Below are 22,440 nucleotides of genomic sequence, written 5' to 3'. Positions count from 1 at the left end.
GCTCCCCTTACCAGCTGGACTTGGTCAGACCCGGGATCTGACCCAGGTTGCCGAGTTCACGAAGCGCGATACGGCTCATCTTGAGCTTGCGATAGAAGGCCCGCGGACGGCCCGTCACTTCGCAGCGGTTGCGAATCCGGTTGGCGGCCGAGTTGCGCGGCAGCTTGGCCAGCTTGAGGCGCGCTTCGAAACGCTCCTCGAGAGGCAGGGATTCGTTGTTGGCGGTCGCCTTCAGGGCGGCCCGCTTGTCGGCGTATTTCGCGACGAGGGCCTTGACCATCTCGTTGCGGTTTACGGCGCTTTTCTTAGCCATGGTTTCTTTCCCTTCCCGCTCAGTTCGTCACGAACGGGAACTTGAACTCGGTGAGAAGCGCGCGCGCCTCGTCATCGGTCTTGGCCGTGGTGCAGACGATGATGTCCATGCCCCACATCTGGTCGATCTGGTCGTAGTTGATCTCGGGGAACACGATGTGTTCCTTGAGGCCCATGGCGTAGTTGCCGCGACCGTCGAACGAGGTCGGCTTCAGGCCGCGGAAATCCTTCACGCGCGGCAGCGCGATCGTGATCAGGCGGTCCAGGAACTCGTACATCTGGTCGCCGCGCAGCGTGACCTTGCCGCCGATGACCATGCCTTCGCGCAGCTTGAAGCCGGCGATGGAGTTGCGGGCCTTGGTGGCGACGGGCTTCTGACCGGCGATGGCGGCCAGGTCCTTGAGGGCCGCGGTGGCCTTCTTGGAGTCGGCCACAGCTTCACCGATGCCCATGTTGAGGACGATCTTGTCCAGCCTGGGCATCTGCATCGGGTTGGTGTAGCCGAATTTCTCGGTCAGCACGCCCTTGATGCGGTCGTTGTACTCGCCCTTGAGGCGGGGGGTGTATTTGGTCTCGGCCATCAGATGACGTCTCCCGTCGTCTTGGCGAAGCGAACCTTCTTGTCGCCTTCCATGCGGAAGCCGACGCGGGCCGCCTTGCCGTTGGCGTCGGCGATCGCGACGTTCGACAGGTGAAGCGACGCTTCCTTGTTCTTGATGCCGCCCTGGGGGTCGGCCTGGGTCGGGCGGGTGTGGCGCTGAACCATGTTGATGCCTTGCACCATCACGCGGTTCGTCGCCGGCAGGACCTTGGTCACCTTGCCGGTGCGGCCCTTGTCCTTGCCGGTCAGGACGACGACGTTGTCGCCCGTTTTGATCTTGGCGGCCATGACTACAGGACCTCCGGAGCCAGAGAGATGATCTTCATGTGGTTCTTGGCGCGCAGTTCGCGGGGAACCGGGCCGAAGATCCGCGTGCCGACGGGCTCGTTCTGCTTGTTGACGATGACGGCGGCCGACTTGTCGAAACGGATGACAGAGCCGTCCTTGCGCATGATGTCCTTGGCGGTGCGCACGACGATGGCGCGAACGACGTCGCCCTTCTTCACGCGGCCGCGCGGAATCGCTTCCTTCACCGAAGCGACAATCGTGTCGCCCACCGAGGCGTAGCGGCGCTTGGAGCCGCCCAACACCTTGATGCACATGACCCGGCGAGCACCCGAATTGTCGGCTACCTCCAGGTTAGTTTGCATCTGGATCATATGATCAGATCTTTCTGATTACGAAGCCGAGGCCGAGGAGTCCGACAGGACTTCCCAGCGCTTCAGCTTGGACTTGGGGGCGCACTCGATGATGCGGGCCTGATCACCCACCTTGAGGGCGTTGGCTTCGTCGTGAGCGTGGTACTTCTTGGACAGGCGCACGATCTTTTTAAGGACCGGGTGCAGCAGCGTGCGTTGGACGACGACGACGACAGTCTTGTCGCCCTTGTCGGAGACGACCACGCCTTCGAGAACTCGTTTGGGCATCTTCGTTTCCTTAACCCGCCGCGCGGTTCGCACGCAGAAGCGTGGAAATACGGGCGATGTCCTTGCGCACTTCCGAGACCCGATGGGTCTTTTCCATCTGGCCGGTGGCGGCCTGGAAGCGCAGGTTGAACTGTTCCTTCTTGAGCTTCAGCAGCTCGTCGGACAGCTGGTCGGGCGTCTGGGCCCGGAGGTCGGCGATCTTGGTCATGCTCCGACGTGCTCCACGTGCGAGACACCGGCGTCGAGGCGGGTGACCACCTTCGTACGGACCGGCAGCTTGGCGGCGCCAAGACGCAGGGCCTCGCGAGCCACGTCGTCCGGCACGCCGTCGATTTCAAACAGGATACGGCCCGGGTGGCAGCGCGCCGCCCAGTGATCGACCGCGCCCTTGCCCTTGCCCATGCGGACTTCGGCCGGCTTGCCCGTGACGGGCAGGTCGGGGAAGACGCGGATCCAGACGCGGCCCTGACGCTTCATCTGGCGGGTGATCGCGCGGCGTGCCGCCTCGATCTGACGCGCGGTGATGCGTTCCGGCTCCACCGTCTTCAGGCCATAGGACCCGAAGTTCAGCGAGAAGCCGCCCTTGGCGGCGCCGTGGATGCGGCCCTTGAAGGCCTTGCGATACTTGGTCTTTTTCGGTTGCAGCATGACTTAGCCCTCACGCCCGCGACGCTGACCGCGATCGTTGCGGCCGCCGCGATCACCGCCGCGGCCTTCGTTCGAAGAAGGACCCGAAGCCTCGATCGCCCAGCGCTTGTCCTGCGCCATCGGATCGTGCTCGAGGACCTCGCCCTTGAAGACCCACACCTTCACACCGATGATGCCGTAGGTCGTCTTGGCCTGGATGAAGCCGTAGTCGATGTCGGCGCGCAGGGTGTGCAGCGGCACGCGGCCTTCGCGATACCATTCCATCCGCGCGATTTCCGCGCCGCCGAGGCGGCCCGACACGTTGATGCGGACGCCCTTGGCGCCGAGACGCATGGCCGACTGCATCGCGCGCTTCATGGCGCGGCGGAAGGCGATCCGGCGTTCCAGCTGCTGCGCGATGTTCTCGGCGATCAGCTGGGCGTCCGTCTCGGGCTTGCGCACTTCGACGATGTTCAGGTGAACCTCGCCGTCGGTCCGCGCCGAGATGTCCTTGCGGAGCTTCTCGATGTCGGCGCCCTTCTTGCCGATCACGACGCCCGGACGGGCGGCGTAGATCGTCACGCGGCACTTCTTGTGCGGACGCTCGATGATGATGCGCGACACGCCGGCGGCGTTCAGGCGTTCCTTCAGCCACGTACGCAGCTTGAGGTCCTGGTGCAGCAGGTTGGCGTATTCGGCGCCGCGGGCGAACCAGCGGCTGTCCCACGTACGGTTGACGCCGAGGCGCAGACCGATCGGATTGACTTTCTGACCCATCAGGCGGCCTCACCGGCTTCGCGGACCACGATGGTGATCTCCGCGAAAGGTTTCAGGATGCGCGACGAACGGCCGCGAGCACGGCTCGCGAAACGCTTCATCACCAGGTTCTTGCCCACGAAGGCCTCGGCGACGACCAGGTTGTCGATGTCGAGGTTGTGGTTGTTCTCGGCGTTCGACACGGCCGAATACAGCACCTTGCGGACGTCGGTGGCGATGCGCTTGCGGCTGAATTCCAGCTCGTTCAGCGCCTTCTGCACCGGCAGGCCGCGGATCGACTGGGCGACCAGGTTCAGCTTCTGAGGGCTGATCCGGACGTTCACCAGCTTGGCGCGCGCTTCGGTCGGGGCGACCCGACGGGAGTTTTTGGTCTGGGCCATCAGTTACTTCCTTTTGGCCTTCTTGTCCGCCGCGTGCCCGGGGAACGACCGGGTCGGGGAGAACTCGCCGAACTTCATGCCGACCATTTCTTCGGAAACCGACACCGGCACATGCTTGAGGCCGTTGTGGACACCGAAGGTCAGGCCGACAAACTGCGGCAGGATGGTGGAGCGGCGCGACCACGTCTTGATCACGTCCTTGCGGCCCGACGACGCTGCCGTCTCGGCCTTCTTCAGCAGATACCCGTCGACAAACGGGCCTTTCCAGGAGGAGCGGGCCATCTTTAGCGAGCCTTCTTAACGTGGCGGGTACGGATGATGTACTTGTCCGTAGCCTTGTTCTTGCGGGTCCGGGTGCCCTTGGTGTCCTTGCCCCACGGCGTAACCGGGGTGCGACCGCCAGAGGTCCGGCCTTCACCACCACCGTGCGGGTGGTCGATCGGGTTCATGGCCACGCCGCGAACGTGCGGACGCCAGCCCATGTGACGGACGCGGCCGGCCTTGCCGAGGTTCTGGTTCATGTGGTCGGGGTTCGAAACCGCGCCCACCGTGGCCATGCAGCCGTCCAGGACCATGCGAAGCTCGCCCGAGCCGAGACGGATCTGGGCGTAGCCCTGATCGCGACCGACCAGCTGGGCGTAGGCGCCGGCCGAACGGGCCAGCTGGGCGCCCTTGCCCGGCTTCATTTCGACGTTGTGGATGATCGTGCCGACCGGCACCGAGCGCAGCGGCATCGCATTGCCCGGCTTCACGTCGACCTTCTCGCCGGCCACGACCGTGTCGCCCGCCTTCAGGCGTTGCGGCGCGATGATGTAGGCCTTTTCGCCGTCCTCATAGACGATGAGGGCGATGAAGGCGGTCCGGTTCGGATCGTATTCCAGGCGCTCGACGGTCGCCGTGGCGAACTTCCGGCGCTTGAAGTCGATCTTGCGGTACAGCGTCTTGGCGCCGCCGCCGCGGAAGCGGACGGCGATACGACCGCCGGCGCCCCGGCCGCCCGACTTGGTCAGGCCTTCGGTCAGCGACTTTTCCGGACGCCCCTTGTGGAGCTCCGAACGGTCGATCAGCACCAGGGCGCGACGGCCCGGCGATGTCGGATTGTATGTTTTCAAGGCCATCTGATCAGAGCCCCGTGGTGACGTCGATCGACTGGCCTTCAGCCAGCGTCACGATCGCTTTTTTGATGTCGACCCGACGGCCCATGATGCCGCGGAAGCGCTTGGTCTTGCCCTTTTGAACCAGGGTGTTGACCTTCAGGACGTTGACCTTGAACAGGCTTTCGACCGCGGCTGCGATCTCATCCTTGGTCGAGGTGCCCGAGACGCGGAACACGACCTTGTTCTGCTCCGACAGGATCGTGGCCTTTTCCGTGATGATCGGGGCCAGGATGGTGTCGTAGTGTTTTGCGGTGGGATTGGCGCCAGCCATTACGCGGCCTCCTTCTTCGTCTTGGCAGCCGGTTTGGCGGCCGAGGCGGCCTCGGCTTCACGACGCGACGGGGTGTAGTCCTTGTAGGTGGCCTCGATGGCTTCGACAGCCGCCTTGGTCAGCACCAGCTTGTCGGCGCGCAGGATGTCGTAAACGTTCAGGCCGGCGTTCGGCAGGACGTTGACCATCGGGATGTTGCGGGCGGCCAGGCCGAAGTTCGTGTCGACTTCCGGACCGGCGATGATCAGCGTGCGGGTCCAGCCCAGCTTGCCGAGGGTTTCGCGCAGACCGGCGGTCTTGGCGTCCTTCAGCGAGAGGCTGTCGACGACGACCAGATCACCGGCGACGACCTTGGCCGACAGCGCATGACGCAGGGCCAGGGCGCGGACCTTCTTGGGCAGGGAGAAGCCGTGGTCGCGAACGACCGGGCCGAAGGCGCGCGAACCACCGACGAACTGCGGGGCGCGACGCGAACCGTGACGGGCGCCGCCGGTTCCCTTCTGCTTGTACATCTTCTTGCCGGTGCGAGAGTTCTCGTTCCGGGTCTGGACCTTGTGGGTGCCGGCGCGGCGTTTGGCCAGTTGCCAGTTGACGTAGCGGGCCAGGATGTCGCCGCGAATGTCGGTGATGCCGAAGACGGCCTCCGACAGTTCGACGTCACCGGCGGCCTTGCCGTCGAGTTTGATGACCGAGAGTTTCATTACGCTTCACCGCCTTCGGTGGTTTCGACGGCCGGGGCTTCCTCGGCCGGCGTTTCAGCCGGTTGAGCCGCAGCAGCCGAACCGCCCTTGGACTTGACGCCGCCCGGGAAGGGAGCGTCGGCCGGACGGGTCTTCTTGACGGCGTCGCGAACCTTGACCCAGGTGCCTTCGTGACCGGGGACAGCGCCCTTGATCAGCAGCAGGCCACGCTCGGCGTCGACGCGGAACACGGTGAGGTTCTGGGTGGTGACGACTTCACAGCCATAGTGGCCGGCCATCTTCTTGCCCTTGAACGTCTTGCCCGGATCCTGACGCTGACCGGTCGAACCGTGCGAACGGTGCGAGACCGAGACGCCGTGGGTCGCCCGCAGGCCGCCGAAGTTCCAGCGCTTCATGGCGCCGGCGAAGCCCTTGCCGATGGTCTCGGCCTGGACGTCGACCTTCTGGCCGGCGACGAAGTGGTCAGCCGAGAACTCGGAGCCCACATCCATCATGGCGTCCGCATCGATGCGGAACTCGGTGACATAGGCCTTGGGTTCCACTTCCAGCTTGGCGAAGGATTCGCGCTGAGCCTTGTTGGTGTTCTTGGCCTTCTTGGTGCCAGCGCCCAGCTGGAGAGCGACGTAGCCGTCACGCTCCTGGGTACGTTGGCCGACGACCTGGCAGCCGTCTAGCTGAAGCACAGTGACCGGTACGTGCGCGCCGTCATCGGCGAACACGCGGGTCATGCCCAGCTTCTTGGCGATCACGCCCGTGCGCATCGGATCCCGCCTCTTTCTTATTAAATCTTGATCTCGACGTCCACGCCGGCGGACAGGTCGAGCTTCATGAGCGCGTCCACGGTCTGCGGGGTGGGGTCGACGATGTCGAGCACGCGTTTGTGCGTGCGGATTTCAAACTGCTCGCGCGACTTCTTGTCGACGTGCGGCGAGCGGTTCACGGTGAACTTTTCGATCAGGGTCGGCAGCGGGATCGGACCGCGAACGGTCGCGCCCGTGCGCTTGGCCGTGTTGACGATTTCGCGCGTCGAAAAGTCGAGGACGCGGTGATCGAAGGCCTTGAGCCTGATGCGGATGCTTTGATCCATATCGGTCGTATTTCCCAAGCAGGCGAACCTGCGTCCCTGTGAACCATTTCAAAGACCGGAGCCTTCAGGCCGTGAGGCCTTCAGAGTACGCACGTCCGCAAAAACGATCGGCCCACGCAGCGAACCGCGAAGGCCGTTGAAGTCCTGGGTCACTGCAAAGAACAGGTCCGAGGTCGTTCCTGCGGGCCGCGTCTGCATCCCAAAAACACGCGGGATGCACAGCCGGTCCAACAAGAGTGGGGGCTTATGACCGTCGATTCCGATTTGGTCAAGCGGCGAAACTGTGGCTGAGCCTGCGATCCGCCGGTTTCCGCCGGACTGTGGGTCGACGAGCGAGCGTCACGCCACGCCGCCCGGCCGGGAGGCCCGGGTCGGGCATCTGCGCATCCAGACCCTTCGGCGTCCACACCCCTGTCAGGCGAGAGTGATGGACATGGTTAACGAAAGGTTTCTCCACTGGCCTCCACGACGACAAGGAGGCTTCCCATGCGCCATCTCACCACGCTGTCACTCGCTCTCGCGCTCACCCTCGCCTCCGCCGGCGCCACCGTCTCGCAAGTGACGGATCATCCTGGCATCCAGCGATGCAACGCGGGTCTGCAGCGCAGCATCGCCGTCTGCGACAACATGCACGAGGCAGGCTCCAGCAACTGGAAAAAATGCCTCGACTACAGCATCTCCATGCATCTGCAGTGCGTCACCGAGGTGGTCGCGCATATGGATACGCTCGAGCCCGCCTAGGGCGCAGGCCTACTGGCCGATGTGGATGTCGCCGACTCCGGCGATCGAACGGCTCACCGTACCGGTCGCGCGGGCGATGCTGACATCGCCGGCCCCCGCGAGCGAGACATCCACGTCGCCGGCGACGCCGTCGAAATCGACATCGCCGACGCCGGCGATGCTCACGCTCAGGGTCGGAGCCGTTCCGGCCCGGACGGCGACGTCCCCGGCGCCCGAGATGCTGATCTCGGCCGGCCCGTCGACACGGGCGATGATGACGTCGCCGGCGCCGGACACCGAGACGTCAAGGTCGCGGGTGGCGCCGGCCGTGATGGACCCGGCTCCCGAGACGCTGGCCTCGAGCGCGGACGAGGTCCCGGCCCGGATATCCCCCGATCCGGAGACGCCCAGCGACATCTCGCCTTCGGTGTTGGCGACATTCCAGGTCCCGCATCCGCCGTTGCCGAGCTCGATCGAGGCGGCGCCGCGCCCGACGGAGCCGAACACGGCGCCGGAGGCCTCGACGTTCACATCGCGGGGGGTGCGGATGACGATCAGCGGCGCGGCCGACAGATTGACCCGGCCCACATTGCGGACCTCGACCGACGCCCCGACGCCGGGCTGGGCGGTTTCGGGACCCGGGCGGCAGTTCCGGATGTTGTCGCCGCCGCTGAACAGACCCCGGCCACGCACCCCCCCGTCGATGCGAACATTGGCGCCGTCCCGCGTGACCCGCACCGGCGGCAGGCCGGAACTCCCCTGTTCGATCTCCACGGCGATGTCGGTGCGGTCCTCGACCACGACCGCGACGCGGGCCACGGCGTGGCGGATATCGACCTCCGGGCCCGCCTTGGCGAAGGCGGGGGCGGCCACGGCGGCGATGGCGATGGCGGCAGCGGATGCGATGGCGAGTTTCATGACGGCGTTCCCTCTCCGGAATGTGCCGGGAAGGTGCGGCTGACCAACACTGAAGTCAGCTTAAAACGAGGTCATGACTTCGAATTCACCGAAGTCGTCCGTGTCACACCGGATTCCGTCGTCGGAGTCTTTGAAATCCGTCGTCCAATTCTCCGGCGGATTCCCGCTCCCGCTCAGGCCTTCAGGGCACCCGCCCCGTCAGCCGCGCCGACGTCCGGTTCGAAATCGCGCTCGAACGTCGCGATCCGGCTCTTCAACGCCCCGGCCCGCTTCAGCGCCAGCGACGCGGCCCAGCGGGCGGCCAGCTCGGGCGGCGTCATTCGGTCCGTCATGCGGGGCCGGGCGCCCCGGCTGCGCAGCGCCGCATTGGTATAGAGGGCCCCGTTCCTGAGCCGCGACGACCAGGTCTGGAAGTCCATCGACAGGGAGACGCAGAACCGGTCCAGGTTCTCGACCCGGTGCGGCGCGTAGATCGGCCAGGTCAGCGCCTGGCCCGGCTCGAGATCGATGACCTGGGCGTCCGCCTCGAAGGCCAGCGAATAGGGCAGTTCCTCGGTTGTCTGGCGCGACACCACCTGTTCCATGTCCGCCTCGGCCAGATGCGCCTCGTCGCCCGGATAGACGAAGATCCGCTTGCGGCCGCGCATATGGAACAGCACCACGCCTGCGGCGTCGAAATGATAGGGCACCCGCGCCCGGGGCGAAGACAGGATCAGCTGTCCGGCGTTTCTGACCGCCCGCAGGCCCGGATAGGCGGCCTGAACCTTGCGGAACTCCGCCATGGCGGCGGCCCACAGCTCGGGCCAGCCCGTCTCGACCTCGCGCAGATTGACCCACAGCCGGCCCTGCTGGATCGCCGCCAGCAGTTCGTCGCCGTTCAGCCGCCCCCGCGCCCCGGTGCGCAACGAGACCTGCCCCTCCTCGTCGTAGTCATAGAGGTTGATGTCGAACAGCCCGGCCGGATAACGGTCCAGCACCGCCGCCAGCGCTTCGTCGGAGGCGAAGCCCTGCTCCACCAGATTGTGCGGATGGACTTCGACCCGTTCGATCGGGCCGGAATAGCGGGTGCGCTTGTCAGTCATGGGGTGTCTCAGGCCGGAACGGGTCGAATCGAACTCTGGCGGGCCTTTGCAAGCGCGGCGCCGGCCGCGTGCATCGCGCCCTTGAGGCGGGCCCCCGGCGTCGTTTCGCAGGCCTCGATGGCGGCCCACCGCCGCCGCACGCTGGTGCGCAGCCGCACGCCACGCCCGCCCAGCACGCCGACCGCCGCCTCGCTGACCGCCGCGCCCAGACCGGGCTTCAGCACCACGGCCTCGCGCACGATCCGCGCGCCATTGCAGAAATACTTCTTGTAGTGTTCGCCCTCGAACCCGAAATCGAAGGTCCGGTAGCCGAGGTCAGACGCCAGCCGCATGGTGTCCATGCTCAGCAGGATGCCCGGCGAACAGCGCGCCAGGCTGGGCTCATAGCCCGGGAACCAGAAATGATACTGGTCGCCCGCATGCAGCGAATATTCGATCGCGGTCAGCCGGTCGCCGGCCCACAGCCCCGCCATGGAGGCACCGAAGCCGTCGCGGCCGTCCTTCAGCAGGGCGTGCAGCAGGTCGACCGTCCAGCCGCAGGCGAAGATGTCGTGCCGCGCCGTGCGCCGGTACTGGTCCCGCTTCAACGCGATCAGCCAGTCCAGCAGGGACGGGTCGCGCAGGCCCCGCTCGACCCGCAGCGGACCCAGCTCGGCCTCCATGCTGCGTCGGGCGCGCTCCTTGTCCTTGAAGAATTTGCCCTGGGTCGCGCGTCGTTCGGCGTACCAGCCCTCATAGCCGCCCTCGCCCAGCTCCACCTGGACGGTGCGGCGGTCCTCGCCGAGACCCGTCTCGCCCACCCAGGCCGTGACGTTCAGCCGGGCCGCGCCCAGCGCCCGCGCGACCTCTTCCAGCGAAGGCGCCTGACGCGGGAAGGCGATGACGCCGTGGTAGTCGTTCATCGGCGCGGCCAGGGGCTGAACCGCCCCGCCCCGCCGCTGGTGGGGGAAGAAGCCGACCGTCTCCCCGCCGCGCGAGAACACCGCCACCGCTGCGGCCGGACTGATCCGGCCCGCGACCTGGGCGAACTCAGGCCGGAAATAGGGGCTGTTCAACGACGGATCGGCGGCCAGCATGGCGCGCCAGTCCGACCACGCGGTCTCCTCCAGCGCATCGACCTTGACGATATCGACCCTCAATCCGGTCATGCGGCTTCCCTTGGGCGGGCGCGACGGCTCGCTGTTTCCGGTCCTGTGTCGCACAGGCCCCGTTTCAGGCCGGTGAGCGTTCATGGTGAACGAAGTCTGTGCGGAGCCTCGCACCGCGGCGGGCGTTGCCCATCCAGTCCCCCTTCGCCCCGTCCGGAGCCCGCCATGACCGACCCCCGCCGTCCGCCCAGCCGTGAAACCGAAAACGAGGACCAGCGCACGCCCGCGCGGCAAGGCCAGCCGCCGCGGCCCGCCACGGAACCGAGGGGTTCCGAAGGGTCGTCCAACTCGGGCGAGACCGCCACCGATCCGTCTACGGGAAAGCCCAATCCCTGATCCCGGCCGCCTCGCGAGCCTTCGCTGAATCTACGCACGGAACGACCCGGCCGTCCGGGGATTGGGTTCGGACACAGCCATTGTCCGGATTCCCATGTCGCTTCGCCTGATCCTCGCCTCCGCCAGTTTCCTCGCCCTCGCCGCCTGCGGCGCGCCCGACCCCGTCGAACCCGCTCAACCGGCGCCGGGAGAGCAGGCCCAGGGCCAGACCGGGGGCCCGCCCGTTCTCACCGTCGCCCAGATCGAGGCCGGCGTGCCCGCCGCCCCCGCGCCGGCCGCGTCGGGCGCGTCCCCCCTGCCCGCTCCGGCCCCGGCCACGGGCGAGACAGGCGCCGCGGCCGCGACGACCGCGCCCGACCCCGGACTGGTGCGACTGCAGATCCTGCTGGACCGGACGCCGTTCTCCCCCGGCATGATCGACGGGCTGGCGGGCGACAACACGCGTCAGGCCATCGGGGCCTACCGCAAGGCCAACGGTCTGGGCGAAGGCGACGCCGCCGACACCGCCCTGCTCCAGCATCTCGTCGCCGCGGACACCGGCAAGGTCATGACGCAGTACGTCCTGACCCAGGCGGATGTGGCCGGGCCGTTCAGCCCGCCCTCGACCGGCGATCTGGCGGATCTGGCGCGGTCCGGCGTCAACTACGCCAGCGCCCTCGAACGGCTGGCGGAGCGCTACCACATGACGGAGGCCCTGCTTCAGGGCCTGAACCCGGGCGTCGACTTCCGCCGCGCGGGCCAGACCATCGTCGTCCCCGCGGTGACCGACACGCCCCTCGCCGGCGTCGCCCGCATCGTCGTCGACAAGACCGAACGCTCCGCGCGGGCCTATGACGCCGCAGGCAAGCTGCTGGCCTTCTATCCCGCCACCATCGGCTCCAGCGAGCGCCCGGCGCCGTCGGGCACGGTCACGGTGACCGGCGTCGCACCCGAGCCGAACTACACCTACGACCCCAGCCGGGTGACCTACGACCGCGGCGACGAGAAGATTGTCATCCCCCCCGGCCCCAACAACCCCGTGGGCACGGTCTGGATCGACCTGTCGCGCGACACCTACGGCATCCACGGGTCGCCCGATCCGTCGAAGATCGGCAAGACCGCCTCGAACGGCTGCGTGCGCCTGACCAACTGGGACGCCGAACAGCTGGCCGCCGGGGTCAGGCCGGGCGTCGTGGTGCGGTTTATCTGAGGCGCCCCCGGGCGAGGGCTATCGCGACCTGTAGGCGCCGAGGCGATTCGACCCATAATGCGCGACGGAACGCCGGCGTGGATGGTTGGCGTAGGGGCTCTCATGAGACATCGTCGTGATATTGACGGCTTGCGGGCGCTTGCGGTCATACCGGTCGTATTGTTCCATGCGCGCCGCGAGTGGTTTCCCGGCGGATTCGTCGGTGTCGACGTCTTCTTCGTGATTTCCGGCTTCCTCGTCGCGAGGCTTTTGGTCTCCGAAATTCGCCTGGGCCCCCTTGATCTCTGGCGCTTCTACGATCGCCGCGTCCGGCGACTCTTGCCGGCGTTCCTATGCTTTCTGATCTTCAGCGCGATAGCGGCCTGCATTTTTCTCCTGCCCTCGGAGATGCGTATTTTCGCCCGATCGTCCATCGCTGCGATTCTCTTCGCGTCCAACATCTTCTTCTGGCGATCGGCGGACTATTTCGGGCCAGATGCTGAAGCCAATCCACTGTTGCATACGTGGTCTCTGGCGGTCGAAGAACAGTATTATGTCCTGTTCCCGATCGCGCTGGCGATCATCTTCAGGTTCGGATGGTCGCGGCATTTGCCGGCCTTGATCATGACCGCCGCACTGGCTTCGCTGATCCTCGCGGAAGTCCTGCTGAGCCGATCACCGCCTGCGGCCTTCTATCTGCTTCCCACGCGCGCCTGGGAACTTCTGGTCGGCGCCTGGCTGGCCTGCCGGTCACCGGGCCCGGCGCCCCGGAGGTCCCTGGCAAACGTCGCGGGAATATGCGGTCTGTTGCTCATCCTCGCGCCCATGATCCTGTATGACGATCACACCCGATTTCCCGGTCTAGGCGCTCTGCCCGTGTGCATCGGAACCTTGTTGATCCTCTGGTCGGGCGACAGAAATAAGACGTCGGTTTCTCATCTTCTTTCGGCACGACCCTTGGTCTGGATCGGTCTGATCTCCTATTCCCTTTATCTGTGGCACTGGCCGCTACTGGCGTTCCCGGAGATTGTGCTGCAGCGGGCCTTGGCGACGGATGAACTACTGGTGTCGATCGTCGCCGCCCTCGCCATTTCGACATTGTCCTGGCGGTACGTGGAGCAACCGTTTCGCGGGCCCCCTAAGGCGTACCACGGCTCGGGTCGCCAGCCGCGAACCGTCACGCTGAGCGTGACCATCGCGGTGGCCGTACTTCTCGGAATGACGCCGCTGCTGGATGGAGGACAATGGCGGACGCCGGCTCTGGTGAACCAGCTGGACGCCCCTGGCGCTTCGCCTGCACCGGCCACCCCATGCGAAATGTTTGCGAATCGGCCGGCCTCGTGCCCCCGCTCCGCCTTGCCAATCGTTGTGCTGTGGGGCGATTCACATGCGGCCCACTATCACCGGGCCTTGGCAGGCCTCGGACGCGAGCGGGGCTTCGACGTGCGCATCGCCAGTCTGGCCGGATGTGCGCCCCTCCCTCATTCCGAATTGGCCTCGGCTCAAGGCGCCGTCCGCGCTGACTGTCAGAAATTCAACGATGATGTCCTCCAGGAGCTCAGGGGATCGCCCGGCGTCAGGCTCGTCATCCTGAGTGCGCGCTGGAACCGATTCTTCTTCGACAGCACCGATCCCGAATTGATGATGCTGGGACCGACCGGTTCGGGCGACGACGCCCCGGCGGACCGGCTCGCCGAAGGCCTCGAAGCGACACTGGACGATTTATCCCGAATGGGCCTGATCAACGCCGTGATCGGACCAGGGCCTGAGTTTGTTCTGCCTCTCCCCGGCTGCTTGGCCAGGCCGGTCTGGCAGGGAAGGCCCGCCTCGAACTGTGTGCTCCATCCGCACACCAAACCGGGCGAAAAAGGCGATGCGGTGGTGGCGGCCGTGCTGGCCGAGTACCCGGCGACGCTGACAATCCGGCCCTACGACAGCCTGTGTCCGCGCGGTCGCTGTCATACGGTGGTGATGGGGAGGCCGGCTCTGATCGACACCGACCACCTGAGCTATCACGCCGCAGAGCAGGTCCTTCGATCCGTCGACTGGCCCGAACTCAGGCGGGACCAGTAGGCGCTGACGGCATCTGTCGGACATCGAGGGAAGCAGTATCTGCAAGGCCATCTACGCGAAGCCCCCGCCGGCTTGCGCTGGCGGGGGCTCTGTTAGGCGTGCCCTCGACGAGAGACTATTCGGTGATCTTGCTCACCACGCCGGCGCCGACGGTGCGGCCGCCTTCGCGGGGTGATCAGCTCGACGTTCAGCTCGGCGTTGTCGCCGGGCATGATCATCTCGACACCTTCCTTGAGGTGCACGATGCCGGTCACGTCCGTGGTGCGGAAGTAGAACTGCGGGCGGTAGTTGGTGAAGAACGGGGTGTGACGGCCGCCCTCTTCCTTGGTCAGGATGTAGGCCTCGGCCAGGAATTTSGTGTGCGGGGTGATCGAACCCGGCTTGCACAGMACCTGRCCGCGCTCGACGTCCTCACGCTTGGTGCCGCGCAGCAGCACGCCGACGTTGTCGCCCGCCTGGCCCTGGTCCAGCAGCTTGCGGAACATYTCCACGCCCGTGCAGGTCGTCTTCTGGACCGGRCGGATGCCGACGATCTCGACTTCCTCGCCGACCTTGACGATGCCGCGCTCGACCCGGCCCGTGACCACGGTGCCGCGGCCCGAGATCGAGAACACGTCTTCCACCGGCATCAGGAACGGCAGGTCCAGCGGACGCGCCGGCTGCGGGATGTAGTCGTCGACCGTCTGCATCAGCTTSAGCACCGACTGCTCGCCGATCTCCGGGTTCACGCCGTCGGTCGCGGCCTTGGCCGAACCCGCCGTGATCGGAATGTCGTCGCCCGGGAACTGGTACGAGCTCAGCAGCTCGCGCACTTCCATCTCGACCAGCTCCAGCAGCTCGGCGTCGTCCACCAGGTCGACCTTGTTCAGATAGACCACCAGAGCCGGCACGCCGACCTGACGGGCCAGCAGGATGTGCTCGCGCGTCTGCGGCATCGGGCCGTCAGCGGCCGAAACCACCAGGATGGCGCCGTCCATCTGCGCGGCGCCCGTGATCATGTTCTTCACATAGTCGGCGTGGCCGGGGCAGTCGACGTGCGCATAGTGACGGGCGGCCGTCTCATACTCGACGTGCGCCGTGTTGATCGTGATGCCGCGCGCCTTCTCTTCCGGAGCCGCGTCGATGTCGGCGTAGTTCATCGCCTTGCCGCCGCTGGCCTTGGCCAGAACCATCGTGATCGCCGCCGTCAGCGTCGTCTTGCCGTGGTCAACGTGACCAATCGTGCCGATGTTGCAGTGCGGCTTGTTACGTTCGAACTTTTCCTTGGCCATNCAGAACCATCGTGATCGCCGCCGTCAGCGTCGTCTTGCCGTGGTCAACGTGACCAATCGTGCCGATGTTGCAGTGCGGCTTGTTACGTTCGAACTTTTCCTTGGCCATGGCCAAAACTCCTGTGGCCCGGGAAGGGGCAATTGGGTCAGCTTAAGAATTCTGGAGCGGGTAGACGGAATCGAACCGACATATTCAGCTTGGAAGGCTGCTGTACTACCATTGTACTATACCCGCACGGAGACTGCGTCGGGCGCCTCAGCCCTTCGCAGCCGACCCGAGATGGGGTCCGGACCTTCGTTTCGAAACCGCGTGGTGGGGGAAGCAGGACTCGAACCTGCGAAGCTTACGCAGGGGATTTACAGTCCCCCCCCTTTGCCGCTCGGGACATTCCCCCAGCGCGTTTTCGAACCGTCGGACCGATGCGTCGGCGACCTTTCGGTCGTCGAAACAACAAAAGCTCTCGGTGTCCCGCGTCGCCTGGTTTAGGAGGGGCGCCAGACCCGAAAGCCCTCAGGGCTCCAAATCGGAGGGCGTCTTATAGTGTCGAGAAATCCAGAACGCAACGACCGGAAATCGGGCAAGAAACCGGTCTTCGGCGACAAGTCCGCGCCCCGCTCCGGCGGGCCCGGAACCGGCGCCAAGGCCCCGTCAGCGGGTGGTCCGGACCGCGGCGGCTGGAACCCCAATCCCAAGCCGAAGACCTTCAATGATTCCGCGCCGCGCCCGTCACGCGCGAAGGCGGACGCCGATAATTTCGTCTGGGGCCGCCATCCGGTGCTCGCGGCGCTCGCCAATCCGGCCCGCAGAGGCATGGGGCGGCTGCTGGCGACCGCCGACCGCGCCGCCGAGCTTGAGCGCGATCAGGCGACCCACGGCCACAAGATCGAGATCATCGAGGTCCAGGCCCTCGACCGCATGCTGCCGCCCGGCGCCGTGCACCAGGGCCTGGCCTTCAAGGTCCAGCCGCTGGAAGGGGTGGCGCTGGAGGACATCGCGGGCGAGGGCGGCGTCATCGTCATGCTGGACCAGCTGACCGACCCCCAGAACGTCGGCGCCATCTTCCGCTCGGCCCTGGCCTTCGGCGCGAAGGGCGTCGTGGTGCAGGACCGGCACTCCCCCGCCCTCGCAGGAGCGCTGGCCAAGGCGTCGGCCGGGGCCACCGAACGCCTGCCCTGCGCCCGCGTGACCAATCTCAGCCGCGCGCTCGAGAAGCTGGCCGACCTCGGCTGGCGCGCCGTGGGTCTGGACGGCTCGGCCGAGCTGACGCTGGACCAGGCGCTGGACAGCCGTCCGACGGTGCTGGTCATGGGCTCCGAAGGCGACGGCATCCGTCGTCTGGTGGCCGAGCACTGCGACGTGCTGGCGAAGATCCCCATGCCCGGCGGGTTCGAAAGCCTGAACGTCTCCAATGCGGCGGCCGTGGCCCTGTACGAGGCCAGCCGGAAACAGACCGGCTGATCCGGCATTGATGCCCGGCTGATCCTGTCCTAGAGCGCGCCGTATGGAATTCCTCTCGTCTCCCGAACTCGCCAGCCAGGCCTCTGCGCTCGGCCAGGTGCTGATGATCGATCTGGTGCTGGCAGGCGACAACGCCGTCGCCGTCGGCCTCGCCGCCGCCGCCCTGGCGCCCGAACAGCGCAAGAAGGCGATCCTGATCGGCCTGGCCGCCGCCGTCGTCCTGCGCATCGGCTTCGCCCTGATCACCGTGCAGCTTCTGGCCATCATCGGCCTTCTGCTGGCGGGCGGCATCCTGCTGCTGTGGGTCTGCTGGAAGATGTGGCGCGAACTGCAGGAGCAACGCACCCACGACCAGGCCGAGGCCGAGGCCGAGCTGGAAACCGCCCTGTCCGCCCACCACGGCGGCGGCCCGCCGCCCGAGGCCCTCGGCCTCAAGCGCAAATCCTTCGGCGCGGCCCTGCTCCAGATCATGATCGCCGACGTCACCATGTCGCTGGACAACGTGCTGGCCGTGGCCGGCGCCGCCCATGAGCACCCGTGGATCATGGTCTTCGGCCTGATCCTGTCCATCGGCCTGATGGGCGTGGCCGCGACCTTCATCGCCAAGCTGCTGACGAAGCACCGCTGGATCGGCTACGTCGGCCTGGTCATCGTCCTCTATGTCGCCCTGCACATGGTCTGGGACGGGGCGCGGTCGGTGATCGTGCGAACCGACCGCATGGACGCCTTCAACGCCTCCGCCCCCGCCTTCCTCGACATCAGTGAAGAGGAGAAGGCCAAATTCCTGAAGGGGGTGCAGGGCGAGGAAACGGCGGCCCCGGCCCCGGCGCCGGCGGCGCCGGCGGTGGCTACGCCTCCGGCAGGGTCCCCCACCGCCGCATCGCCCGCCTGAGCGACTCCGGCGCCCCGGCCAGGTCTGGCTGGGGCGTGACGATCGCCGCCGCGCGCGCCTCCATCTCGGCCAGCGGCGGCACGTCGTTGGCGAGGCGCTCGGCGTCGGTTGTCGCCGGATCGACGTCCCACAGCCGCCAGCCGACGCCGTCGGGCACGATGTTGGTGCCGTATTTCTGCGGCCGTTCCGCATACATCAGCGAACGATCCAGCGCCGCGGCGGCGAGCCAGCGGGCGCCGGCGCGGCCCATGTCAGCGGCCCGCGCCGCCAGCCGGCTGCCGAGCGCGGCTTCTTCGGACAGGTCCCCGTGATTCAACACCCAAGCGGCGGCGTAGAGGGCCTCGGCGTCGTCGGGCCAGCCGTCGGCCAGCAGCGCCATGACCGCCTCCCGACGCGCCCGGTCGCGGGTTCGCAGCGCGACATAGGCGGGCTGTCCCGCCAGCACCGCGCGATCCTCGGCCTGGTCCTCGGCCAGCAGCCTCGCAAGGGCGGCGGACCGGTCCACGGTCAGGCGTCCGCGCCGCCGAAGCGTTCGGACCACTCGGCCACCTGTGCATCCTCGATCTTGGTGAACAGCACTCCGGCCGCCGCCACCGTCTGACCGCGTGGCAGGACGTCCAGCAACGGCGCGTCCGCCGAGGGCCAGCCCAGGTCCGTCGCCCCCACCGCCGCCGCGATCCTGACCGCCGAGTCCGGCATCACCGGCGCGGCCAGACGGGCGAACAGGGCCACCAGGTTCAGGCCCGTGCGGACGCCGACGGCGGCCCGATCCACATCGGTCTTGAAGGCGGTCCAGGGCGCCGCTTCCTGCAGATACTCGTTGCCCAGAACCCAGACGGCGCGCAGGGCCACGGCGGCCTTGCGGAACTCCATGGCCTCGAACTGGGCCGTGGCCTCGGCGATGCCGGCGCGCAGGTCGGCCTCCAGTTTCGCTTCCAGCGGCCCGGGCTCGCCCGCGTCCGGAACGACGCCGTCGAATTTGCTCTCGGCGAATTTGACGATGCGGTTGACGAAATTGCCCAGCACGTCGGCCAGGTCCTTGTTGGTCGTCGACTGGAACTGCTCCCATGTGAAGGCGGCGTCGGAATGCTCGGGCCCATAGGCCGTCAGATGCCAGCGCCAATAGTCGGCGGGCAGCAGCTCAAGCGCCTGGTCCATGAAGACGCCGCGCTTCTGGCTGGTCGAGAATTTGCCGCCGTACCAGTTCAGCCAGTTGAAGGCCTTCAGCGTGTCGACCGTCTTCCACGGCTCGCCCGAGCCCAGGATCGTGGCCGGGAAGCTGACGGTGTGGAAGGCCACATTGTCCTTGCCCATGAACTGGACGTAGCGGACGTCGGCGGCGCCCTCGTCGGTGCGCCACCAGTCGCGCCACGTCCGGCCCGTGGCGTCGGCCCATTCCTCGGTCGCGCCGATGTATTCGATGGGGGCGTCGAACCAGACGTAGAAGACCTTGCCCTCCATGCCCGGTCGCGGACCGCCGTCGGGCCCGACCACCGGCACGCCCCACTTGAGGTCGCGGGTGATGCCTCGATCGATCAGCCCCTCGTCGAGGTGTTTCAGGGCGATGGATTTCGCCAGCGTCTGCCAGTCGGTCTTGGTCCCGATCCAGTCGCGGATGCGCTGTTCCAGCTTCGTCTGCAGCAGGTAGAGATGGCGGGTGTCGCGCACCTCGAGGTTCCGCGAGCCGGACACGGCCGAATACGGATCGATCAGATCGGTCGGGTCCAGCAGCCGGCCGCAGTTGTCGCACTGGTCGCCCCGCGCCCCGACGTGGCCGCAATGCGGGCAGGTGCCCTCGACATAGCGGTCGGGCAGGAAGCGGGCGTCGTCGACGGAATAGATCATCCGGTCGACGCGCTCCTCGATCAGCCCGTTCTTCTCCAGCACATTGGCGAAATGCTGGGTCAGGCGGCGGTTGGGCGCATTCGAGGAGCGGCCGAACCAGTCATAGCTGAGGCCGAAAGCCTGACCCGCCGCCTTCTGGACCTCATGCTGCTCGTCGCAATAGGTCCGCACGTCCTGACCGGCGGCGGCGGCGGCCAGCTCGGCCGGGGTGCCGTGCTCGTCGGTGGCGCAGATGTAGAGGACCTCATGGCCCTGCGCCCGCTTGAACCGCGCATAGACGTCCGCCGGCAGCATCGAGCCCGCCAGATTCCCCAGATGCTTGATGCCGTTGATGTACGGCAGCGCCGAGGTGATGAGGATGCGGGACATGGAGGCCAGGGGCTGGGGACTGGGGATGAGGGATCAGGGATTAGTCACGGTTAGTGGCGAGTGCGGTGGCATATCGCAACCCTGCCGCCCCTAATCCCTGATCTCTCATCCCTGCGGCGCCAGCCGCTTCGCCACCCGCACGAAGCGCCCCGTCAGCAGCGCCGACGACACCAGGCTGGCGATGATCACCGCCCAGACCAGGCCGTTGACGCCCATCGCGTGCGCGAACCACCAGCCCAGCGGCATCATGATCAGGCTGTAGGCGGCGAAATGCATGATCGTCGGCCACCAGACGTCGCCCGCGGCGCGGTTGGCCGAGGCTGAAACCACCTGGATGCCGTCGGCCACGAAGAACAGGGTCGTCAGCACCAGGGCCGGAACGACCACCGCCAGCAGTTCGGGGTCGCGGTTGTAGGCGCTGGCGATCAGCGGCGCGCCCGGCCAGACGGCCAGGGCCACCGCCAGGGTCAGGGCGATGACCACGCCGATGCCGACCAGGCCGGCGCGCAGCACGCCGCGCCCGTCTCGCGCCCCGTAGGCCCGGCCCACCAGCACCGCGGTCGCCGACGACAGCCCCATGGGGACCATGAAGACGATGGCCGAAACGTTGAGCACGATGGCCCAGGCCGAGGTCTCGATCGCACCCAGCTGGCCGGCGATGAAGGTCATGGCGGCGAAGGCGCCCACCTCGATGAAGTACGAACTGCCGGCGCCGTAGCCGACCTTGCGCTGCGCCCGCTCGTCGGCCGGGTTGCGCGCCGGGCGGCGGAACACGCCCAGCGCCCGCGCCTCGGGCAGGCGGACGATGTAGACCAGCAGGAAGACCGCCAGCGAGGTCCGGGCGAAGAAGGTCGCCCAGGCCGACGCGATCGCGCCGTCCATCCCGAGGCCGAGGATGTCGGGCACCAGCAGCAGGTTCAGGGCCAGGTTCAGCCCGTTGGCGATCCACATGGCCCACATGCCCGCGCGGGGCCGATGCAGGGCCTCGAGGAAGAACTGGGCCGCCACGCTGACCAGATAGCCCGGCATGGACAGGGCGAAGACCACCAGCACCGGAGAAGCCCCCTCGCCCAGGCCCGGCGCCAGACCCATGTGCTGAAGCGCCCAGGGTCCGATCAGGATCAGGCCGATCATCGAGGTCACGCCCAGCTGCAACGAATAGACCACGCCCCGCCGCAACACGCCGCCGACCTCGCCGCGCCGGCCCTCGCCGATCAGGCGGGCGGTCATGACCTGCACCCCCATCATCAGGCCGACCGCGGTGGTGACTATGATGGCCGTCGGGGCCAGCGCCAGCGAGCTGTAGGCCAGCTCCAGCCCGGACCAGTTGCCGACCACGATCACGTCGGTCAGACCCATGGTCATGATGCCGATGCGCGCCAGCACCACCGGCCACGCCAGGTGCAGCAGCTCACGCAGGGTCGTCCGGGTCTGGGTGTTGAAGCCGATCATGGGACGCGCCTCAGGCCACGGTCGCGCCGCGAGGTCAACCTGGGAAAGCCGACCGACCCATAAGCGGGATCACCACGCGCCCGCGCGTCCGGCCTGCCGGGCGCTGTTGACGGGACGCACCGCACCGGAGACGGTGGCCCCCTCGCTCCGGGAGATGTCCATTGCTGGACCTGCTGTTCGCCGCCGCCCTGATCACCGTTCCCGCCCAGGATGATGAGCCCCCGTGCGAAGCCTATGACTCCGACCAGCTGAGCATCGGCGTAGCCATCGCGCCCGGACGCCCCGGGGGCGAGGTTGCGATCCACGCCAACGACGGCCTGCACGGCATGATCGGCGTGCCGCTGAAATGCTTCAGCCGGTGGTCGTCGTCCGACCCCGCCGTCACCGTCGCGCCCGAGCGCCGCCGGATCGTGATCGGACCTGACGCGACGCCCGGACGGGATGTGGAAATCGCGGGGACGCTGGGCTCACGGACGGTCCGGACCCGATTCCGCATCGCCCCCGCCGAAGGACCCGTGCTGACAGGCTTCTGGTCGCAGGCCTCGGTGGATTGCGGCGGCCCGGTCCCGCGCGACCCGTTGCGCGAACTCCGGTTCAGCAGCGACGGCCGCTTCGCCGTCACCTTCGTGCCGTTCGAGGTCCGCCAGGACTACTGGGGATCGGTCGAGTTCGACCCGGTCGCCGGGCGCATCGGCTTCGTCGTCGAACGCGGCAACACCGTGCCTGCCGACCTGATGCTGAAAGGACGGGCGCGGGTGCAGGGCGACGACCGGTTGGCGATGGACGGCGTCTATTTCGGCGGGCTGGATGTCGGGCCGCCGGCGGGAGGCTGCCGCTACGTGTTCCAGCGGCGCTAGGGCTTTTCCCG

At 67.2% G+C, this 22,440-nt stretch carries 29 protein-coding genes, 2 tRNA genes and 1 pseudogene; 7 read left to right on the top strand and 25 right to left on the bottom strand.

From position 1 onward, the window contains the following. Nucleotides 1-7: 7 nt before the first annotated feature. From rpsN to rpsJ, 15 genes are read right to left on the bottom strand one after another with little or no spacing between them, the layout of a single operon-like run. Complete coding sequence (gene rpsN / locus ASD59_RS12460; protein WP_055832157.1) at nt 8-313, bottom strand: 30S ribosomal protein S14; 306 nt, start codon at nt 311-313, stop codon at nt 8-10. Between the two features lie 19 nt (nt 314-332). Continuing rightward, complete coding sequence (gene rplE, locus ASD59_RS12455; RefSeq protein ID WP_055832155.1) at nt 333-893, bottom strand: 50S ribosomal protein L5; 561 nt, start codon at nt 891-893, stop codon at nt 333-335. Next, nucleotides 893-1,201 (bottom strand): 50S ribosomal protein L24, encoded by a 309-nt coding sequence (gene rplX / locus ASD59_RS12450; protein ID WP_055832153.1) that lies wholly within the window; start codon nt 1,199-1,201, stop codon nt 893-895. The genes rplE and rplX overlap by 1 nt, the downstream gene beginning before the upstream one ends. A 2-nt stretch (nt 1,202-1,203) precedes the next feature. After that, a complete protein-coding gene (rplN, locus tag ASD59_RS12445) occupies nt 1,204-1,572 on the bottom strand; it encodes a 50S ribosomal protein L14 (RefSeq protein ID WP_055832151.1) in 369 nt (122 codons plus the stop codon). Nucleotides 1,573-1,590: 18 nt separating this feature from the next. Next, nucleotides 1,591-1,839 carry a 30S ribosomal protein S17 gene (rpsQ, locus tag ASD59_RS12440; RefSeq protein ID WP_055832150.1) on the bottom strand — a complete coding sequence of 83 codons (249 nt, stop codon included), beginning with the start codon at nt 1,837-1,839 and terminating at the stop codon, nt 1,591-1,593. Between the two features lie 10 nt (nt 1,840-1,849). After that, a complete protein-coding gene (gene rpmC / locus ASD59_RS12435; protein ID WP_055832148.1) occupies nt 1,850-2,047 on the bottom strand; it encodes a 50S ribosomal protein L29 in 198 nt (65 codons plus the stop codon). Beyond that, the gene (rplP, locus tag ASD59_RS12430) at nt 2,044-2,487 is read right to left on the bottom strand and encodes a 50S ribosomal protein L16 (protein WP_055832145.1); all 444 of its coding nucleotides are present in this window, start codon (nt 2,485-2,487) and stop codon (nt 2,044-2,046) included. The genes rpmC and rplP overlap by 4 nt, the downstream gene beginning before the upstream one ends. 3 nt (nt 2,488-2,490) lie before the next feature. Next, nucleotides 2,491-3,243 (bottom strand): 30S ribosomal protein S3, encoded by a 753-nt coding sequence (gene rpsC, locus ASD59_RS12425; RefSeq protein WP_055832143.1) that lies wholly within the window; start codon nt 3,241-3,243, stop codon nt 2,491-2,493. Further along, nucleotides 3,243-3,623, bottom strand: a complete 381-nt coding sequence (gene rplV / locus ASD59_RS12420) for a 50S ribosomal protein L22 (protein ID WP_055832140.1) — start codon at nt 3,621-3,623, stop codon at nt 3,243-3,245. Before rplV ends, rpsC begins: the two co-directional genes overlap by 1 nt. A gap of 3 nt (nt 3,624-3,626) precedes the next feature. Beyond that, complete coding sequence (rpsS, locus tag ASD59_RS12415) at nt 3,627-3,905, bottom strand: 30S ribosomal protein S19 (protein WP_055832138.1); 279 nt, start codon at nt 3,903-3,905, stop codon at nt 3,627-3,629. A gap of 2 nt (nt 3,906-3,907) precedes the next feature. Further along, nucleotides 3,908-4,741, bottom strand: coding sequence for a 50S ribosomal protein L2 (gene rplB, locus ASD59_RS12410; RefSeq protein ID WP_055832136.1), 834 nt, complete (start codon nt 4,739-4,741; stop codon nt 3,908-3,910). A gap of 4 nt (nt 4,742-4,745) precedes the next feature. Beyond that, entirely contained in the window at nt 4,746-5,051 is a 306-nt protein-coding gene (locus tag ASD59_RS12405) for a 50S ribosomal protein L23 (protein ID WP_055832134.1), read from the bottom strand. After that, nucleotides 5,051-5,752: a 50S ribosomal protein L4 gene (rplD, locus tag ASD59_RS12400; protein ID WP_055832133.1), complete on the bottom strand. Its 702-nt coding sequence runs from the start codon at nt 5,750-5,752 to the stop codon at nt 5,051-5,053. The genes ASD59_RS12405 and rplD overlap by 1 nt, the downstream gene beginning before the upstream one ends. Next, nucleotides 5,752-6,513 (bottom strand): 50S ribosomal protein L3, encoded by a 762-nt coding sequence (gene rplC, locus ASD59_RS12395; RefSeq protein ID WP_055832131.1) that lies wholly within the window; start codon nt 6,511-6,513, stop codon nt 5,752-5,754. The genes rplD and rplC overlap by 1 nt, the downstream gene beginning before the upstream one ends. 20 nt (nt 6,514-6,533) lie before the next feature. Then, a complete protein-coding gene (rpsJ, locus tag ASD59_RS12390) occupies nt 6,534-6,839 on the bottom strand; it encodes a 30S ribosomal protein S10 (protein WP_003164367.1) in 306 nt (101 codons plus the stop codon). Nucleotides 6,840-7,325: 486 nt separating this feature from the next. Here rpsJ and ASD59_RS12385 point away from each other — a divergent pair, with 486 nt between their 5' ends. Further along, entirely contained in the window at nt 7,326-7,580 is a 255-nt protein-coding gene (locus ASD59_RS12385; RefSeq protein ID WP_055832129.1) for a hypothetical protein, read from the top strand. A gap of 9 nt (nt 7,581-7,589) precedes the next feature. Here ASD59_RS12385 and ASD59_RS12380 read toward each other — a convergent pair whose 3' ends face one another. The 3 genes from ASD59_RS12380 to ASD59_RS12370 all read right to left on the bottom strand — a co-directional run bounded on the left by ASD59_RS12380 (nt 7,590) and on the right by ASD59_RS12370 (nt 10,707). After that, nucleotides 7,590-8,477: a GIN domain-containing protein gene (locus ASD59_RS12380; protein ID WP_055832127.1), complete on the bottom strand. Its 888-nt coding sequence runs from the start codon at nt 8,475-8,477 to the stop codon at nt 7,590-7,592. 173 nt (nt 8,478-8,650) lie between these two features. Then, nucleotides 8,651-9,559 (bottom strand): cupin-like domain-containing protein, encoded by a 909-nt coding sequence (locus ASD59_RS12375; protein ID WP_055832126.1) that lies wholly within the window; start codon nt 9,557-9,559, stop codon nt 8,651-8,653. 8 nt (nt 9,560-9,567) lie between these two features. Further along, entirely contained in the window at nt 9,568-10,707 is a 1,140-nt protein-coding gene (locus ASD59_RS12370) for a GNAT family N-acetyltransferase (protein ID WP_055832124.1), read from the bottom strand. Nucleotides 10,708-10,872: 165 nt separating this feature from the next. On the opposite strand from ASD59_RS12370, the gene ASD59_RS14460 reads away from it, so the two are divergent. The 3 genes from ASD59_RS14460 (at nt 10,873) to ASD59_RS12360 (ending at nt 14,284) form a co-directional block, all read left to right on the top strand. Beyond that, entirely contained in the window at nt 10,873-11,043 is a 171-nt protein-coding gene (locus tag ASD59_RS14460; RefSeq protein ID WP_200943735.1) for a hypothetical protein, read from the top strand. 94 nt (nt 11,044-11,137) lie between these two features. Next, nucleotides 11,138-12,232: a L,D-transpeptidase family protein gene (locus ASD59_RS12365; RefSeq protein WP_055832122.1), complete on the top strand. Its 1,095-nt coding sequence runs from the start codon at nt 11,138-11,140 to the stop codon at nt 12,230-12,232. A 102-nt stretch (nt 12,233-12,334) separates the two neighbouring features. Further along, entirely contained in the window at nt 12,335-14,284 is a 1,950-nt protein-coding gene (locus tag ASD59_RS12360; protein WP_162246635.1) for an acyltransferase family protein, read from the top strand. Between the two features lie 115 nt (nt 14,285-14,399). Here ASD59_RS12360 and tuf read toward each other — a convergent pair. The 4 genes and pseudogenes from tuf to ASD59_RS12345 form a co-directional block, all read right to left on the bottom strand. Next, a pseudogene (gene tuf / locus ASD59_RS12355) lies at nt 14,400-15,555 on the bottom strand (elongation factor Tu); the annotation flags it as partial. A 1-nt stretch (nt 15,556) separates the two neighbouring features. Continuing rightward, nucleotides 15,557-15,664: GTP-binding protein (locus ASD59_RS14775; protein WP_200947909.1), on the bottom strand; the 108-nt coding region annotated here is incomplete at its 3' end. A gap of 52 nt (nt 15,665-15,716) precedes the next feature. Then, nucleotides 15,717-15,790, bottom strand: a tRNA-Gly gene (locus ASD59_RS12350). Between the two features lie 76 nt (nt 15,791-15,866). Next, nucleotides 15,867-15,950, bottom strand: a tRNA-Tyr gene (locus ASD59_RS12345). A 146-nt stretch (nt 15,951-16,096) separates the two neighbouring features. Between ASD59_RS12345 and rlmB the strand changes: the two genes are divergently transcribed. Both rlmB and ASD59_RS12335 read left to right on the top strand, forming a co-directional pair. Next, nucleotides 16,097-17,014 (top strand): 23S rRNA (guanosine(2251)-2'-O)-methyltransferase RlmB, encoded by a 918-nt coding sequence (gene rlmB / locus ASD59_RS12340; protein ID WP_082560193.1) that lies wholly within the window; start codon nt 16,097-16,099, stop codon nt 17,012-17,014. A 43-nt stretch (nt 17,015-17,057) separates the two neighbouring features. Continuing rightward, nucleotides 17,058-17,906, top strand: a complete 849-nt coding sequence (locus ASD59_RS12335; protein WP_055832119.1) for a YjbE family putative metal transport protein — start codon at nt 17,058-17,060, stop codon at nt 17,904-17,906. On the opposite strand, the gene ASD59_RS12330 is transcribed toward ASD59_RS12335, so the two are convergent. The 3 genes from ASD59_RS12330 to ASD59_RS12320 all read right to left on the bottom strand — a co-directional run bounded on the left by ASD59_RS12330 (nt 17,863) and on the right by ASD59_RS12320 (nt 21,572). Beyond that, nucleotides 17,863-18,411: a hypothetical protein gene (locus ASD59_RS12330; RefSeq protein ID WP_156377027.1), complete on the bottom strand. Its 549-nt coding sequence runs from the start codon at nt 18,409-18,411 to the stop codon at nt 17,863-17,865. The genes ASD59_RS12335 and ASD59_RS12330 overlap by 44 nt on opposite strands. A gap of 2 nt (nt 18,412-18,413) precedes the next feature. Beyond that, on the bottom strand, nt 18,414-20,120 hold the full coding sequence (gene metG, locus ASD59_RS12325; RefSeq protein ID WP_055832115.1) for a methionine--tRNA ligase: 1,707 nt from the start codon (nt 20,118-20,120) through the stop codon (nt 18,414-18,416). A gap of 105 nt (nt 20,121-20,225) precedes the next feature. Continuing rightward, a complete protein-coding gene (locus ASD59_RS12320; RefSeq protein WP_055832113.1) occupies nt 20,226-21,572 on the bottom strand; it encodes an MATE family efflux transporter in 1,347 nt (448 codons plus the stop codon). 161 nt (nt 21,573-21,733) lie between these two features. On the opposite strand from ASD59_RS12320, the gene ASD59_RS12315 reads away from it, so the two are divergent. Further along, nucleotides 21,734-22,429, top strand: a complete 696-nt coding sequence (locus ASD59_RS12315; protein ID WP_055832111.1) for a hypothetical protein — start codon at nt 21,734-21,736, stop codon at nt 22,427-22,429. The last annotated feature ends 11 nt before the right edge of the window (nt 22,430-22,440 follow it).

The sequence above is a fragment of the Brevundimonas sp. Root608 genome (genome assembly GCF_001427825.1).
GTDB lineage: Bacteria > Pseudomonadota > Alphaproteobacteria > Caulobacterales > Caulobacteraceae > Brevundimonas.
This window is presented reverse-complemented; position numbering and strand designations above follow the sequence as displayed.

Excerpts from the sequence above, each read along its gene's own strand:
- rpsN (WP_055832157.1), bottom strand. The coding sequence starts at position 313 with ATGGCTAAGAAAAGCGCCGTAAACCGCAACGAGATGGTCAAGGCCCTC.
- rplE (WP_055832155.1), bottom strand. The coding sequence starts at position 893 with ATGGCCGAGACCAAATACACCCCCCGCCTCAAGGGCGAGTACAACGAC.
- rplX (WP_055832153.1), bottom strand. The coding sequence starts at position 1,201 with ATGGCCGCCAAGATCAAAACGGGCGACAACGTCGTCGTCCTGACCGGC.
- rplN (WP_055832151.1), bottom strand. The coding sequence starts at position 1,572 with ATGATCCAGATGCAAACTAACCTGGAGGTAGCCGACAATTCGGGTGCT.
- rpsQ (WP_055832150.1), bottom strand. The coding sequence starts at position 1,839 with ATGCCCAAACGAGTTCTCGAAGGCGTGGTCGTCTCCGACAAGGGCGAC.
- rpmC (WP_055832148.1), bottom strand. The coding sequence starts at position 2,047 with ATGACCAAGATCGCCGACCTCCGGGCCCAGACGCCCGACCAGCTGTCC.
- rplP (WP_055832145.1), bottom strand. The coding sequence starts at position 2,487 with ATGCTGCAACCGAAAAAGACCAAGTATCGCAAGGCCTTCAAGGGCCGC.
- rpsC (WP_055832143.1), bottom strand. The coding sequence starts at position 3,243 with ATGGGTCAGAAAGTCAATCCGATCGGTCTGCGCCTCGGCGTCAACCGT.
- rplV (WP_055832140.1), bottom strand. The coding sequence starts at position 3,623 with ATGGCCCAGACCAAAAACTCCCGTCGGGTCGCCCCGACCGAAGCGCGC.
- rpsS (WP_055832138.1), bottom strand. The coding sequence starts at position 3,905 with ATGGCCCGCTCCTCCTGGAAAGGCCCGTTTGTCGACGGGTATCTGCTG.
- rplB (WP_055832136.1), bottom strand. The coding sequence starts at position 4,741 with ATGGCCTTGAAAACATACAATCCGACATCGCCGGGCCGTCGCGCCCTG.
- ASD59_RS12405 (WP_055832134.1), bottom strand. The coding sequence starts at position 5,051 with ATGGCTGGCGCCAATCCCACCGCAAAACACTACGACACCATCCTGGCC.
- rplD (WP_055832133.1), bottom strand. The coding sequence starts at position 5,752 with ATGAAACTCTCGGTCATCAAACTCGACGGCAAGGCCGCCGGTGACGTC.
- rplC (WP_055832131.1), bottom strand. The coding sequence starts at position 6,513 with ATGCGCACGGGCGTGATCGCCAAGAAGCTGGGCATGACCCGCGTGTTC.
- rpsJ (WP_003164367.1), bottom strand. The coding sequence starts at position 6,839 with ATGGATCAAAGCATCCGCATCAGGCTCAAGGCCTTCGATCACCGCGTC.
- ASD59_RS12385 (WP_055832129.1), top strand. The coding sequence starts at position 7,326 with ATGCGCCATCTCACCACGCTGTCACTCGCTCTCGCGCTCACCCTCGCC.
- ASD59_RS12380 (WP_055832127.1), bottom strand. The coding sequence starts at position 8,477 with ATGAAACTCGCCATCGCATCCGCTGCCGCCATCGCCATCGCCGCCGTG.
- ASD59_RS12375 (WP_055832126.1), bottom strand. The coding sequence starts at position 9,559 with ATGACTGACAAGCGCACCCGCTATTCCGGCCCGATCGAACGGGTCGAA.
- ASD59_RS12370 (WP_055832124.1), bottom strand. The coding sequence starts at position 10,707 with ATGACCGGATTGAGGGTCGATATCGTCAAGGTCGATGCGCTGGAGGAG.
- ASD59_RS14460 (WP_200943735.1), top strand. The coding sequence starts at position 10,873 with ATGACCGACCCCCGCCGTCCGCCCAGCCGTGAAACCGAAAACGAGGAC.
- ASD59_RS12365 (WP_055832122.1), top strand. The coding sequence starts at position 11,138 with ATGTCGCTTCGCCTGATCCTCGCCTCCGCCAGTTTCCTCGCCCTCGCC.
- ASD59_RS12360 (WP_162246635.1), top strand. The coding sequence starts at position 12,335 with ATGAGACATCGTCGTGATATTGACGGCTTGCGGGCGCTTGCGGTCATA.
- ASD59_RS12335 (WP_055832119.1), top strand. The coding sequence starts at position 17,058 with ATGGAATTCCTCTCGTCTCCCGAACTCGCCAGCCAGGCCTCTGCGCTC.
- metG (WP_055832115.1), bottom strand. The coding sequence starts at position 20,120 with ATGTCCCGCATCCTCATCACCTCGGCGCTGCCGTACATCAACGGCATC.
- ASD59_RS12320 (WP_055832113.1), bottom strand. The coding sequence starts at position 21,572 with ATGATCGGCTTCAACACCCAGACCCGGACGACCCTGCGTGAGCTGCTG.